Source organism: Paenibacillus sp. BT-177 (assembly GCF_025846815.2).
Classification (GTDB): domain Bacteria; phylum Bacillota; class Bacilli; order Paenibacillales; family Paenibacillaceae; genus Paenibacillus; species Paenibacillus polymyxa_C.
Window position 1 is genome coordinate 714,238 of record NZ_JAOYTP010000001.1, and the last position, 13,300, is coordinate 727,537.

15 protein-coding genes and 1 other annotated feature (1 of these 16 cut by a window edge) are annotated in these 13,300 nt (G+C 46.6%); all 15 genes read right to left on the minus strand.

The genetic code is table 11. The features are described 5' to 3' along the window. Positions 1–181 (minus strand) — a binding site (T-box leader); it reaches 99 nt to the left of the window's first position. 171 nt (positions 182–352) lie between these two features. Beyond that, positions 353–862 carry a DivIVA domain-containing protein gene (locus OIU26_RS03300; RefSeq protein WP_013311075.1) on the minus strand — a complete coding sequence of 170 codons (510 nt, stop codon included), beginning with the start codon at positions 860–862 and terminating at the stop codon, positions 353–355. A 172-nt stretch (positions 863–1,034) separates the two neighbouring features. Then, the gene (locus tag OIU26_RS03305; protein ID WP_264215936.1) at positions 1,035–1,817 is read right to left on the minus strand and encodes a YlmH/Sll1252 family protein; all 783 of its coding nucleotides are present in this window, start codon (positions 1,815–1,817) and stop codon (positions 1,035–1,037) included. 8 nt (positions 1,818–1,825) lie between these two features. Further along, positions 1,826–2,083: a YggT family protein gene (locus tag OIU26_RS03310; RefSeq protein WP_013372075.1), complete on the minus strand. Its 258-nt coding sequence runs from the start codon at positions 2,081–2,083 to the stop codon at positions 1,826–1,828. Positions 2,084–2,090: 7 nt separating this feature from the next. After that, the gene (locus tag OIU26_RS03315) at positions 2,091–2,543 is read right to left on the minus strand and encodes a cell division protein SepF (RefSeq protein WP_013372076.1); all 453 of its coding nucleotides are present in this window, start codon (positions 2,541–2,543) and stop codon (positions 2,091–2,093) included. Next, positions 2,534–3,235: a YggS family pyridoxal phosphate-dependent enzyme gene (locus OIU26_RS03320; RefSeq protein WP_058829867.1), complete on the minus strand. Its 702-nt coding sequence runs from the start codon at positions 3,233–3,235 to the stop codon at positions 2,534–2,536. The genes OIU26_RS03315 and OIU26_RS03320 overlap by 10 nt, the downstream gene beginning before the upstream one ends. Before the next feature lie 8 nt (positions 3,236–3,243). After that, positions 3,244–4,128 (minus strand): peptidoglycan editing factor PgeF, encoded by an 885-nt coding sequence (gene pgeF, locus OIU26_RS03325; RefSeq protein WP_264215937.1) that lies wholly within the window; start codon positions 4,126–4,128, stop codon positions 3,244–3,246. Between the two features lie 82 nt (positions 4,129–4,210). Beyond that, positions 4,211–4,555 carry a YlmC/YmxH family sporulation protein gene (locus OIU26_RS03330; protein ID WP_016324551.1) on the minus strand — a complete coding sequence of 115 codons (345 nt, stop codon included), beginning with the start codon at positions 4,553–4,555 and terminating at the stop codon, positions 4,211–4,213. A gap of 117 nt (positions 4,556–4,672) precedes the next feature. Then, a complete protein-coding gene (gene sigG, locus OIU26_RS03335) occupies positions 4,673–5,455 on the minus strand; it encodes an RNA polymerase sporulation sigma factor SigG (RefSeq protein WP_013372080.1) in 783 nt (260 codons plus the stop codon). A 96-nt stretch (positions 5,456–5,551) separates the two neighbouring features. Further along, positions 5,552–6,292 (minus strand): RNA polymerase sporulation sigma factor SigE, encoded by a 741-nt coding sequence (sigE, locus tag OIU26_RS03340; protein ID WP_013372081.1) that lies wholly within the window; start codon positions 6,290–6,292, stop codon positions 5,552–5,554. 110 nt (positions 6,293–6,402) lie between these two features. After that, entirely contained in the window at positions 6,403–7,389 is a 987-nt protein-coding gene (spoIIGA, locus tag OIU26_RS03345) for a sigma-E processing peptidase SpoIIGA (protein ID WP_264215938.1), read from the minus strand. Positions 7,390–7,581: 192 nt separating this feature from the next. Next, on the minus strand, positions 7,582–8,706 hold the full coding sequence (gene ftsZ / locus OIU26_RS03350; protein ID WP_013372084.1) for a cell division protein FtsZ: 1,125 nt from the start codon (positions 8,704–8,706) through the stop codon (positions 7,582–7,584). A 67-nt stretch (positions 8,707–8,773) separates the two neighbouring features. Further along, positions 8,774–10,045, minus strand: a complete 1,272-nt coding sequence (ftsA, locus tag OIU26_RS03355; protein ID WP_040103330.1) for a cell division protein FtsA — start codon at positions 10,043–10,045, stop codon at positions 8,774–8,776. Between the two features lie 199 nt (positions 10,046–10,244). After that, positions 10,245–11,009 carry a cell division protein FtsQ/DivIB gene (locus tag OIU26_RS03360; RefSeq protein WP_013372086.1) on the minus strand — a complete coding sequence of 255 codons (765 nt, stop codon included), beginning with the start codon at positions 11,007–11,009 and terminating at the stop codon, positions 10,245–10,247. A gap of 56 nt (positions 11,010–11,065) precedes the next feature. Next, positions 11,066–12,376 carry a UDP-N-acetylglucosamine 1-carboxyvinyltransferase gene (gene murA / locus OIU26_RS03365; RefSeq protein ID WP_264215939.1) on the minus strand — a complete coding sequence of 437 codons (1,311 nt, stop codon included), beginning with the start codon at positions 12,374–12,376 and terminating at the stop codon, positions 11,066–11,068. Beyond that, positions 12,366–13,271, minus strand: coding sequence for a UDP-N-acetylmuramate dehydrogenase (murB, locus tag OIU26_RS03370; RefSeq protein WP_013372088.1), 906 nt, complete (start codon positions 13,269–13,271; stop codon positions 12,366–12,368). Before murB ends, murA begins: the two co-directional genes overlap by 11 nt. Positions 13,272–13,300: the final 29 nt, after the last annotated feature.

Sequence of the window (13,300 nt, forward strand, 5' to 3'; positions counted from 1 at the left end):
TCAGCAGGGCGCCATTATAACGCATGGCAAACGGTGATTGCTTACACACGCCATAAATTTAAGCGCTTCAGCTCACTTCTCCGGGAGGATCTTCAGTCATGTTCTGAACGTTGGCTTGCACCGGAAGGCCAACTCTCTGAGGGACAAATCATGACGTACTCGTTCCCATCAACGAATTAAACATGTTAAATTCATCGAATATTAAACCAGCAACATCGTTGCCTTTGAATAACAACCATCAACCAATAGACGGATAATCGTTGAATTCAGTATAGTATTTACAGTTATAGCCTGTTTAAAGATAAAAGTCAACCCTAACAAGACCTAATGAAAAGCTTGTCAGAAATCAAAATCAGTAAATTTCTTTCATTTCACGCTCGCGCTCCAGCACTTCGCGTTCCCGGTTTTCAAGTGCTTCCCAGCCATCTTGGCTTAACAAGTCAAGCTGTGCTTCCACCAATGTACGAAACCGTGCTCGGTAAATTGAAGCCTGTTTCTTCAGTTCTTCAACCTCCAACGCGATTTTGCGGGATTTGGACAATGCTTCGTTCACAATACGATCCGCATTTTTTTCCGCTTCCTTCACGATCAGTTGAGATTCTTTCTTGGCGTTGTTGCGAACTTCATCAGCTGCTTCCTGCGCGACAATAATTGTCTTACTCAGTGTATCCTCAATCGTCGCAAAATGATCGAGCTTCTCCTGTACGTTCAGCAACTGGGTGCTCAGTTCTTTATTTTCACGAATAACGCCCTCGTAATCCTTGATCACCTGATCCAAAAATTCATTAACCTGATCCTCATCATAACCGCGAAGCCGGCGGGCAAATTCCTTATTATGTATATCCAATGGCGTTAATGGCATGCCGTCCACCTCCTATAAGATTGACAAAAAATTCATTTTCCGCGTCACGACGCTCATTATCATCTATCGGTCATCATACCCCGTTTTGTGAATACTGTACAGAGCAAAATCGTTCCAGTTCTTCGCTATAGGTTAATTCTTTCGACAGAAAGCTCATGAATCCTGCCTACAGCTATACAAACTTACCAATTTTGACACGGAATCTACCCTTTTTTGTCATCCCGTCTGTTTCAAGCACTTTGAAACGCCCAAATCCCTGCATGGAAATAACGTCCCCAACCTTAAGTGAAGTAGATGGATTCTCCTCCACCTTCCAGTTTACCCGACATCGTCCCGCTCGAATCGGTGTTAATATTTTACTGCGACTCAATTTGTAGACGTCACTGGCAATCCCGTCCAGACGCAAAGAAGCGACCGTCAGATCCATCGCCTCTAATGCAACTTCCTTCGTTCGGAGACTTGCTACTGGCAACAGTTCTGTCCAAACATGAATACGATGTACCTGCTGCAAATGCATGGTTATAAAATCTCCGATCTCTGATGCCACCAACACATGACACCCATCGTCCAGCACGTGAATGTCCCCGATTTTTCCACGCTTGATTCCAAGCCCCAAAATGGCACCTAGATAATCGCCGTGCTCAAGGGTATTGATTTTATGATCATCAGAAGAGATGGAAAGGACCTGAATTCCCATTTCCTCATCATCCAAATACGAATAATCGGGCGCAATCAGCGCCCGCTTTCGTTCCGAAGCCATGTATCCGCCATCTACCCTAATCGTGACCTTGTCTTCCTTCGAAGCAAGTGTCTCCAATATGTACTGTTGCCGCGGATCCAAAAAATCAGTCAGCTTCTGCTCATGATAAGCTCCCGCATGACTGATCCATTCGGAAGCACGATCCACATAATCCCGTTCATCCGGGTGAAAATGCTCATAAATCTCAGTCCGCATAAATCCTCCTAGACGAAATTGCCGATTAAAGAAATCAAACCGTACGATGCGAAACGCAGAGCAATCAGCGCTACGATAGGTGAAATATCAATCATCCCGAAGATTGGCGGTATAAACCTGCGGAAAGGAGACAAATATGGCTCCACAAACCTGGCAAGTAAATCACCGATCACACTCTCTCTGGCATTAGGAAGCCATGACAGCAGGACATATGCAATGATCATGTACGAATAAATCTGAAATAGCCAGTAAATTACCTCGATCAAGAAAAGCTCACCTCATTCTGTTAAGTTCTTGTTCAGTGTCAGCCAGTATCTCCGTAATGGAGCCTTGAATTTCAACCGTATCCGGTGTGCACAGAAAAATATTGTTACCGACCTTCGAAATGCCGCCACTCAGTGCATACACAGTGCCACTCAAAAAATCAATGATGCGTAGCGCCTGATCCTTGCGAATTCGTTGCAAGTTAACCACGACGGTGCGGTGGGAACGGATATGGTCGGCGATTTCCTGTGCTTCATCGTAAGAACGCGGCTCATACAGAACAACTTTCACATTTTTTTGTGAATGGATGCTGACAACATTCGTGCCCTTCTGGTTCTTACGTTTATCAAAGCTTGGGGTTTCAATTTCTTGATCTTCCGGCGTATTCATAACCTCTCGCTCTATAACTTCCTCTTCTTCCTGAAGGCCCAGAAAGTTCATGAACTTATTCATTACGCCCACTGAAAATCCTCCTCTCGTCCGACCAGTACGGAACCAAGCCGCAACCAAGTCGCTCCTTCTTCAACCGCCACTTCAAAATCATTGGACATCCCCATAGACAAGTGAACGATAGGTTCTCTAGTCAAGGCTTGTCCATTTAACCGATCACGCAGTTCACGCAATCCTCGAAACACAGGTCGAGTATGTTCTGGGTCTTCCTCATGAGGAGCCATGGTCATCAAGCCGATTACGTCCACATGTTCCAACTCGCGAATTTGTTCCAAGAAAGGGGCGACCGCCTCGGGGGATAAGCCGTATTTTGAAATTTCCCCAGAAATATTGACTTGCACAAAAGCTTTGACTCGCAGTCCCAAAGCGGCTGCCTTCTTATCCAATTCCTGAGCGAGCGATAAGCGATCAAGCGAATGTATAAATTTAAATTTTCCAATTACATCTTTAACCTTATTCGTTTGGAGATGACCAATAAAATGCCACGTTCCCCGATCACCCAACTTGCTCCATTTATCCGCAGCATCCTGCCAGCGATTTTCGCCCACATGCTCCAAGTCGTTATCCAATACGGATGCCATTGCCGCCGCCGAAACATATTTCGTGACAGCGATCACATTTACTTCATCACGCGAACGTCCGCTACGGGCACATGCCGCTTCGATACGGGCGTTGACTTCTTTAATTCGTTCCTCCAAAGACACGGGAGGACTCACCTCTCTTCCAGACCAATCCAACTCGCCATTCTTCCTGTAACGCCGCCTTCCTTGCGATATGAAAAAAACAAATCGCTACGGCTACTCGTGCACAAGGTAGTACATTCGATATGGCTCGGCAATATTCCTGCTTTCATCATAATGTGTCGATTGCATTGTTTCAAGTCGAGTAGGGTTTTTCCGCCCGTTAAAGGGAAATAAACAGAACCTTCCCATTTATCATTACCCGGGCAATCATGCTCTAAAACCCGAATTTGGCTCATCACATGTTCATCTACCTCATAGGATTCAGGACTAATGGAAGGACCAATAGCTGCTAGTATATCGGACGGCTGAGATCCATATTCAATTTGCATGGTCTGTACCATTTTCAACGCAATCTTCGCCACTGTTCCCTTCCAGCCTGCATGCGCCAACCCAATCACACGATGCACGGGATCACAAAAATATAGGGGGACACAGTCCGCATAAAAGGACGTCAGCAAAATGCCTGGTATATTCGTCAAAAGTCCATCTGTGTCCTGAAAAGCTGATGCACGATCCATAAAGCCTCGCCCACGATCAGCAGCCTGGACAACAGCAACATGATTACCGTGGACCTGCTCGCCGCACGTCCACGCTTCAGCAGCAAAACCAAGCTGCTCAGCAATTAATCGGCGGTTGCGAATGACTTTCTCGGGGTCATCCCCTACATGAAACGCACAGTTCAGACTATCGTATGGCGCTTCACTGACACCGCCATGACGCCCTGTAAACCCCGCTGTTAATCCCTGAACCTGCCGCTCCCAAGATTGAATATATAACAACTCCGGCACGGGACGTCTGCCATCTTGCATGGGCGTAGTCCCTTTAGCCTCGGTATTCACTATAAACGGTTCCATTTTGTTCTCACCTCTACTGCCCAGTGTACCAAAAAGCCGCCGCTGTGTCTTCACAACATACTAAATTACGTGTCCCTCCTGTTCAAAAGACCCGTCGGTCATTCCGCTCCTGACGTTCGATATACAGCTTTTCCTCCCTTTCATCCGGTGGCTCATGCAATCCCTCCAGTCGAACAAGCACAACATCCGAACCAATTTTCACAATGTTGCGCCACGGAATAACCAATTCGCTTCCCCCTCCAAACCAGCCCATGAATCGACTGCTGCCCGGAACCACAATAGCTTCAATTTTCCCTTGTCGTACGTCAATCTCCAGATCACTGATTTGTCCCAGACGTCGTCCATCTACAATGTTAATGACATCCTTGGTTTGAAACTCGGAAATTTTCATGGCTCTTACTGACGTTTCCGGTGCATTCACACGCATCACATCCTTTATTTCACTATATGAGTGGAAGAGCCCAAAAAATGTCCTACAAACGCAAAAACGATCCGCACGGGATCGTTTTTGTCACTGAATCATTCAAACATTTTGTTCATTTCATTAGGACTTTACATGTTTTTGCATTTGCTGTATAGCCGACTTCTCTAATCTCGAAACCTGGGCTTGAGAGATACCGATTTCGTCGGCAACCTCCATTTGCGTCTTTCCTTCATAAAAACGCATAGACAATATCATCTTTTCACGCTGGCCCAGGCGATGCATCGCTTCCCGGAGAGCGATTTCCTCAATCCATGAGACGTCTTTATTTCTGTCATCACTGATCTGATCCATCACATAGATTGGGTCGCCCCCGTCGTGATATATCGGCTCGAACAGCGAAACTGGATCCTGAATCGCATCCAATGCGAACACAACATCTTCTTTAGGCACATTTAGCACTTCTGATATTTCAAAAATCGTTGGTTCCCGCGAGTTCAGATTTGTCAGACTGTCCCGCACCTGAAGCGCCTTATATGCAATATCCCGCAACGAACGGGACACACGGATCGGATTGTTATCCCGCAAATAACGGCGGATCTCTCCGATGATCATCGGCACCGCATAAGTGGAGAACTTTACGTTTTGCGAAAGGTCAAAATTATCAATCGCCTTCATCAGGCCGATGCATCCTACCTGGAACAAATCGTCCACAAACTCCCCCCGATTGTTAAAACGCTGAATTACACTCAGGACGAGCCGGAGATTGCCGTTGACCAATTTTTCTCTGGCTGATCGTTCATTATTTTGCTGAAGTGATGTGAACAGCTCGCGCATTTCTGCATTGGTTAATACCGGCAGTTTAGCAGTATCCACACCGCAAATTTCCACTTTGTTTCGGGTCATCGTGTCTTACCTCCCAAGGAGCAACATTAATGTACATTATCTCCTGAGGGCATTTTTTTATTCGCCGTTTCCATCGCTTCCGGATATCTCCAAGCATTATACCATTTTATTAAATTCCTTTCGTAAGCGCTTTATAATTCGTTTTTCCAGACGCGAAATATACGATTGCGATATACCCAACAGGTCAGCAACATCCTTCTGTGTCTTCTCTTCTCCGTCTTGTAAACCGAAGCGAAGTTCCATAATCAAACGCTCTCGATCCGTCAGCTTATCCAGTGCCTTATGCAATAATTTACGGTCTACTTGCTCCTCAATATTACGATAAATGGTATCATTTTCCGTTCCCATCACATCGGAAAGCAACAACTCATTACCATCCCAATCGATATTCAGAGGCTCATCAAAAGAAACCTCCGTTCTCGTTTTGCTATTGCGACGCAAATACATTAAAATCTCATTCTCAATGCATCGGGATGCATAGGTGGCAAGTTTGATTTTCTTCTCCGGATCAAAAGTGTTCACCGCTTTGATCAGCCCGATAGCACCGATGGATACGAGATCCTCAATGTTGATGCCCGTATTCTCAAATTTACGGGCAATATACACAACTAACCGCAAATTTCTCTCGATTAGCATCGACCGTACTGCTGCATCTCCAGAAGAAAGCTTTCCAAGCAAATACTCTTCCTCGTCTCTTGTCAATGGAGGGGGGAGCGCCTCGCTACCGCCAATATAATAAATTTCTTCACTTTTCAGCCCGAATAAAAATAAAATACGATAATATTGCAGTTGCCATGCTAGCCTAAATTTCATTTTTAAATTCATTTGCTCCCTCATATCATTCTCCCCCTTTTGAAAATAGTACAAGTTAAGTGTTACTGAGCTCCGTCCATTCCAGCATTGAATGTTTCTCCTCGTCTTTAAACCTTGTCCTACGCTCTTCTTCATTATCCTGATTCTGTAAAATGGTCTCTAGCATATGCTTTTCGTTTTAGGTTTGTATCAGCCTCCCCCTCTTCGTGTGCCGTCACATCTGGGTGGATGATGGCACGATATTTGCCCTCTGCCGACAACTTCCCCCCGTCTAAGCCAATCAGCACTCGATGATGTACAAAATGAACCCCATTCATCACCACCTCTACTCGATCTGGTTTGAGTGCGAGCATAAAGGAATGACTTTTGTTAATTCCACGATAGGGAACGAGACGAACACGATCCTGCCAGCTGAACGGTTCCTCCCCCAGATCCATCACTAGTTGATCAGCATTACCCTCAGAACATTTTTGGAGCCAAGAGGCGGGTAAATACGATTCCCACAAAGCCGCCTCCATCACCATTACTGGGGTTCGGGTCAATGGATCATGCAGTTGGTTACCTGTATCCAACAAGCCTGTACACTCAATATGATCCTGCCCAATCCACACCTGTACTTGCCCCAAAAAGCCACTCATCCTTTCTGTACGCTGCTTTGAGGACTGCACAATACGAAAGAAGAGCATCACTCCGCCAAATGCGCATAAAATAAACCAGAATGCGATTTTTAATTCAAAAGACATTCCACCTGAAGCGGTATACCAGATACCATTAAACAATTCTCCCGTATTCTGGAGAAAATAATGCATCCCCAAAATGCCACCTGCTGCTACAAAATTGATCATGTAAAAGGCACCCATTGTACGAAGATACTTTTGCATGCTGCCAAAGCCAAAGGCCACTAGCAGCATAATGACCGATAAGACCAGCTTGATTAGAAACGTAAACAAAAATGACAGCTCCGGCACAAACATCATGACCACGTACATTGCGCCAATTCCAGCTGAAGTCATCAATCGCCACCACACGGGTCGGATCTTTCTCATCCAGGCGGTGACGATTAGCAACACAGCATCAATGAACAAATTGGCCAAGAAAATCAAATCGATATAAACAACCAAGGATTCACCCGCCCAGCATTTTGCAGGATAGGCTTAAGTATAGTAGTCATACGGTTCAAAGTCTGTCTAACGGTGGGGACGGTGTCCGACTAATTTTGTCGGAAAGAGGAGAAGCACTGGCCGTGTGGAATGCGGGAGAAAACAGAAAGAAGCCCGCATCTCCAAGGAGAATGCGGGCTTTCTAAATTCAAACTAGTTATCGTTATTATTATTGCGTGAACGGTTACGTAAGAATGTCGGAATATCCAATTGGTCACTGCTTTGAGTGTTACCGAATGGACGCAAGTTAGGAGAGGACTTTTCCGTTGCTTCGGAAGCCGCTGGGTTAGCTGCCGGTCTACGTCCCGGTGCTGGCTGGCTCGGCTTACCTTCAAAACCAGTGGCGATCACGGTAACCTTAATCTCTTCTTTCAAGTCTTCATCAATGATAGCACCGAAAATCATGTTCACTTCCGGATCGGAAGCTGATGTTACAATTTCAGCCGCCTCATTGACCTCGTATAGAGACAAATTGGTGCCGCCAGTGATGTTCATAATGACACCACGCGCACCTTCTATGGATGTCTCCAGCAACGGACTCATGATAGCCTTACGCGCTGCTTCAGCCGCACGATTTTCACCTGTAGCTTCGCCAATCCCCATCAACGCGGAGCCACGCTCCGTCATGATCGTTTTTACGTCAGCGAAGTCAAGGTTGATCAGACCCGGTACAGCGATCAAATCCGAAATACCTTGTACGGCCTGACGTAGAACATTATCCGCTTCACGGAATGCTTCCAGCATTGGAGTTTTCTTGTCCACAATTTCAAGCAAGCGATCATTCGGGATTACAATCAAGGTGTCTACTTTTTCTTTCAATCCCTCAATGCCAAGTTCAGCTTGATTGGAGCGTTTACGCCCTTCAAATGTGAATGGTCGGGTTACCACGCCTACAGTCAGCGCACCGCATTCCTTAGCAATTTCAGCAATGACAGGGGCCGCTCCGGTTCCTGTACCGCCACCCATTCCCGCAGTTACGAATACCATATCCGCGCCTTTGAGCGTATTCATAATAAGCTCACGCGACTCTTCAGCCGCTTTTTTACCCACATCAGGGTTAGCCCCGGCACCCAGACCGCGAGTGAGCTTATCGCCAATTTGAAGCTTGTGCTCAGACTTCGCCAAGTGAAGCGCCTGGGCATCTGTATTGACTGTAATGAACTCTACACCCTGAACTCCATTTTCGATCATTCGGTTAACTGCATTGCTGCCGCCGCCTCCGACGCCGATCACTTTAATTTGAGCCAAGCTCTCCATTTCAAAATCAAATTCCAACATACTATTCCATCTCCCCCTCAATGTGCATGGATGGCCCGTCCATGATTGGCATAATTAGCAATGAACGTTATATAAATTCACTGAACATATTTTTTAAGCGTTCAATCAACCCCTGCTTTTGCTCGCCTTCCGCAACGGGACTGCTGCTCTTGGTTCGGCTAGTCGGCTTCTTGGTACTACCGCCACTGTTGCTAACACTAGTCGATCTCCCGCGATAGTAACGGATAGCATTATGCAAGATACCAACTCCGCTCGTATATCCCGGATCCCTTACACCGATAAAATCAGGTACAGCGATCCTTACGGAAGCGGCCAGTTCGCTTTGTGCCACCTGAAGTACACCAGGCATGGAGACGGTGCCTCCGGTAAGTATATAACCCCCCGGAAGCTCTGTGTAACCCAAGCGCTTAACTTCCGCCTGAATGAGTTGAAAAATTTCCTGTACTCTCGGCTCAATAATAGCAGCCAAATCCTGTTGGTTGAACTCCTTATCTACATTACTGCCGATACGGGTCACTTTAAAGACGACATCGGCTGCTGCATCATCATACCAAGCGCAGCCGTATTTGAGTTTTACTTTTTCAGCTTGATCGGTAAGGGTTCTCAGTCCGTAGGCAATATCATTGGTTACAAATTCTCCGCCGATGGGGAGTGTTGATGTAGCAACAATCGTTCCTTCCTGGAAAATGGCCACATTCGTAGAACCTGCACCAATATCCACCAGCACGGAACCCATCACCTTTTCATCCTTCGAAAGAGACAACTGTCCAGCTCCAAGAGGCAACAAGACGAGATCTTTAATCCTCAGGCCGGCTTTCTCAACGCAGCGCAACAGATTATGTATTGGGGTCTTGCCTCCAGTAACAATCGTAGCCTCTACTTCGAGACGAACACCGATCATACCACGAGGGTCCTGAATTCCTTCAAGGCCATCTACGACATACTGCTTGGCTACCACGTCAATAATTTCTCTCTCCGGTGGTACGGCAATTACTTCTGCTGCCTTCAGTACACGTTCAATGTCCTCCTCGCCGATTTCACGGTCCTCGTTGGACACGGCTACTACGCCATGACTATTTTGCAGACCAATATGGTTGCCTGAAATCCCCACATACACTTCTGTTATTTGAATACCAACCATGCGTTCTGCGTGATCCACGGCGTTACGGATTGATTGCACGGTTTGATCAATGTCTACAATTGCACCTTTGCGAATCCCTTCCGAGTCGGCAGATCCAACTCCAATAATATTAAAGGTTCCATTATTCATTTCCCCAATAATAGCCCGAACTTTGGATGTACCGATGTCCAAACTAACAATGATGTCATTGTTGCTCAAGTCTGTGGCACCTCCTGACTCCAAAATGAATTTCGTTCTTTAAACACACTCTGTACATATTCAACATACTCCATGCTTTCCCTCTTTTTTCTACAAATTTTTTAGAAGCCAATTTATGGTTGCAGTCACATAAAAATTTGAAGAAAAAAGAAGGAGGCAAGTCTATTACCCATAAAATCAATTCTAGCATTTTTTCACATCACTGAGTAGTATCTTTTTCTTGGCCCTCTTCGCTCGTATCGGGTTTGAATGGAACGTAGGAATCCGCCTCCAGCATTGTGATCACACCAGGATCTTCTGTTTCTAGCACCTGGTTCAAATAGCTGATTTTAGAGTTCAACAATGAAACGGTTGTAATAACCTCAAATTGGGAACGCGTGTACATTTTTATACGGTCTGGAAAAGAAGGAATCGGTGCGGGAATGATTTCCGAAATATCAGCTGTCCATTCTCCCGGAATGCGTGATAAAGCATCACACAGCTTCGCTTTGTAGGGATCATCTGATTTCCATTTAGTCAAAATAGGCTTTTCAACCGCTATTCCACTGCTTCCTACGCCCACGCTTGTCCCATTTGCTAGAATAGCACGCAGGCTACCGTCGCTTTGCAACTCGTAAGCTACCGTAGCAAACTCTTTAATGTGAATCGTAATGATACCCGGAAACTGCTTGTCCACTGTGACTTGCTGAATTGACTGAATTTCCCGCAGCTTCTCAGAGACGTCGGATGAACTGACTCCGAAATATTGATCTCCGACAGCGAGACCACTTCGATTGAGAAGTTGCTCCCGGGTCGAAAATACATTACCATCAAAACGAATTTCAGAAACCTGACTCAACGAAGAACGGAAAAAGAGAACAGCGAGCAGTACAATAAACAACAAAATGAGAAGAATAGCAATCTTCCGGCTTGTTCTTTTTTTCGTTCTGTTCTTTTTAAGAACAGGTATTTGAGCATTTGGCATAGCTTCTCTCCACAAAAGCCTTTTGTCCCCCCGTTAACGGAGGGACATTACAGGCATTAATTTACGAAATCCAGTTGCTCGGGCACCGGAGACTGACGGCTCATTCGGGCACCCAATCCCTGGAAAAGACGTTCGATCCGGTCATACCCTCTGTCAATGTGGTGAACCTGCTCGACAATGGTACGTCCTTGAGCGGCTAGACCGGCTATAACCAGTGCAGCCCCTGCCCGCAGATCGGTAGCCTCTACTGTAGCCCCGTACAAACGAGAAACCCCTCTTATAAAAGCAGCATTCGCATCGACCGTAATATCAGCACCCATTACATTCAGTTCATCTACATGCTTAAATCGGCTTTCAAAGACAGTCTCTTTCATGACACTGAAGCCGTCCGCCAAAGAAAGCAACACCATGACCTGAGATTGCAAATCCGTCGGAAATGACGGATAAGGTGAGGTAACGATCCTCTCCACTGCTTTGGGACGGCTCATACAACTTACGGTCATTATATCATTCAAGATGCCGATTTGAACACCAGCCCGCCTAAGGACGTGAATCAGAGCAGACAAGTGGGAAGGATTGCAGTGTGTCAATGACACACTACCTCGTGTAGCTGCCGCTGCAATCATAACCGTTCCAGCTACTATGCGGTCAGGAATGACCTCATACGTACAAGGATTGAGTTGACTGACCCCCGTAATTGTAATTGTGTCTGTTCCTGCACCAATAATATGGGCTCCCATGGCATTCAGAAAGTTTTGAAGATCCTGAATCTCTGGTTCCCTCGCTGCATTGGTAATCGTTGTTCGTCCTTCGGCCAGCGCGGCAGCCATCATAATATTTTCTGTTGCCCCTACGCTCGGAAAATCCATGTGGATGTCCGAGCCGATCAGCTTGTGGGCTCGAAACGTAATTTGCTCGTCTTTCTCCTCGATCTCTGCGCCAAGGGCTTTTAAGCCCTCCAGGTGAAGATCTATTTTGCGCTCGCCTATGGCGCAGCCTCCGGGCTGGTAAATGGAAACTTCTCCGTATCTGGCGAGCAGCGGCCCCATTAGAAAGATAGATGACCGCATTTGCTTCATCAAATCCTCAGGAATTTGGAACGTTCGGACGGACGATGTATCCACATATACCGTTTCCTCTTCATGTCGGCATGTGCAACCAAGTCTTTCTAGGATATGCAGCATGACCTTAATGTCTAAAAGATGGGGGACATTCCGAATTTCCACCTTACCTTGTGCAAGCAAGCTTGCTGCAAGAATAGGTAGTGCCGCATTTTTCGCCCCATGGATACGTATGGTGCCTGACAGGGGACGGCCTCCCTCAATCACCAATTTGTCCAATGTATCACCTCCGAGTTTACCGCTCACCCACTACGAAAACCTCCGGAACTAGCTTGATGCCGGTTTGAGATGATATTGTACTTTGAATATGCTTCATTAGGGTAAGCACGTCCTCTGCTGTCGCTTGACCGGTATTTACAATGAAATTAGCATGCTGTACAGATACCTCAGCGCCTCCCGCCTTCAAACCTTTAAGACCTGCGCTTTCAATAAGCCGGGCAGCATAGTCTCCTGGTGGATTACGGAACACGCTTCCTGCACAAGCTAACTGTAGCGGCTGGGTCAGCCTACGGCGGTCTTTAAAAGCCGCAAGCGCTGCTGAGATTTCCTCTCGGTCCCCCCGCTTCATCTGGAACACTGCCTCTGTCACCATTCCACGTTGCTCATGCAGCACGGAGTGACGATAGCTAAAATGCATATCCTCGGCATTGTACACAGCCAATTCCCCTGTATCCAGCACAATCTCAGCGGACTGGAATATTTGTGACACATCAGACCCGTGGGCACCGGCGTTCATGTAGACAGCCCCACCGACCGATCCTGGAATACCACCAGCAAACTCAAGGCCTGACAGACCCTGCTTGCTAGCCATAACACATAGTTTGACCAGTGAAACGCCTCCACCAGCAACGATCTGTTCATCCTCAAAACGAACATAATCAAATCCTGGTCCCAGCTTGATCACCAGTCCCCGAATCCCTTTGTCAGAGACGAGCATGTTGGAGCCCCGCCCCAACTGCATCCAGGGAATTCCGTGCTCGCTAGCCAGCTTCAAAATCTTTGCCAATTGCTCTTTGGTATCCGGGATCACAAGAGCATCCGCAGGGCCTCCGATCTTCCAGGTCGTATACTTGGACAGCGGTTCATGCTCCAGCACTTTTCCGATATCATGCTCCGCTAATAATGGCATCCATTGCTGCATTGTACTGAAACCTCCTTGTTGCTTGCCCC

Excerpts from the sequence above, each read along its gene's own strand:
- sigG (WP_013372080.1), bottom strand. The coding sequence starts at position 5,455 with ATGACCCGAAACAAAGTGGAAATTTGCGGTGTGGATACTGCTAAACTG.
- sigE (WP_013372081.1), bottom strand. The coding sequence starts at position 6,292 with ATGAGGGAGCAAATGAATTTAAAAATGAAATTTAGGCTAGCATGGCAA.
- OIU26_RS03360 (WP_013372086.1), bottom strand. The coding sequence starts at position 11,009 with ATGCCAAATGCTCAAATACCTGTTCTTAAAAAGAACAGAACGAAAAAA.
- pgeF (WP_264215937.1), bottom strand. The coding sequence starts at position 4,128 with ATGGAACCGTTTATAGTGAATACCGAGGCTAAAGGGACTACGCCCATG.
- ftsZ (WP_013372084.1), bottom strand. The coding sequence starts at position 8,706 with ATGTTGGAATTTGATTTTGAAATGGAGAGCTTGGCTCAAATTAAAGTG.
- murB (WP_013372088.1), bottom strand. The coding sequence starts at position 13,271 with ATGCAGCAATGGATGCCATTATTAGCGGAGCATGATATCGGAAAAGTG.
- OIU26_RS03300 (WP_013311075.1), bottom strand. The coding sequence starts at position 862 with ATGCCATTAACGCCATTGGATATACATAATAAGGAATTTGCCCGCCGG.
- OIU26_RS03330 (WP_016324551.1), bottom strand. The coding sequence starts at position 4,555 with ATGCGTGTGAATGCACCGGAAACGTCAGTAAGAGCCATGAAAATTTCC.
- OIU26_RS03305 (WP_264215936.1), bottom strand. The coding sequence starts at position 1,817 with ATGCGGACTGAGATTTATGAGCATTTTCACCCGGATGAACGGGATTAT.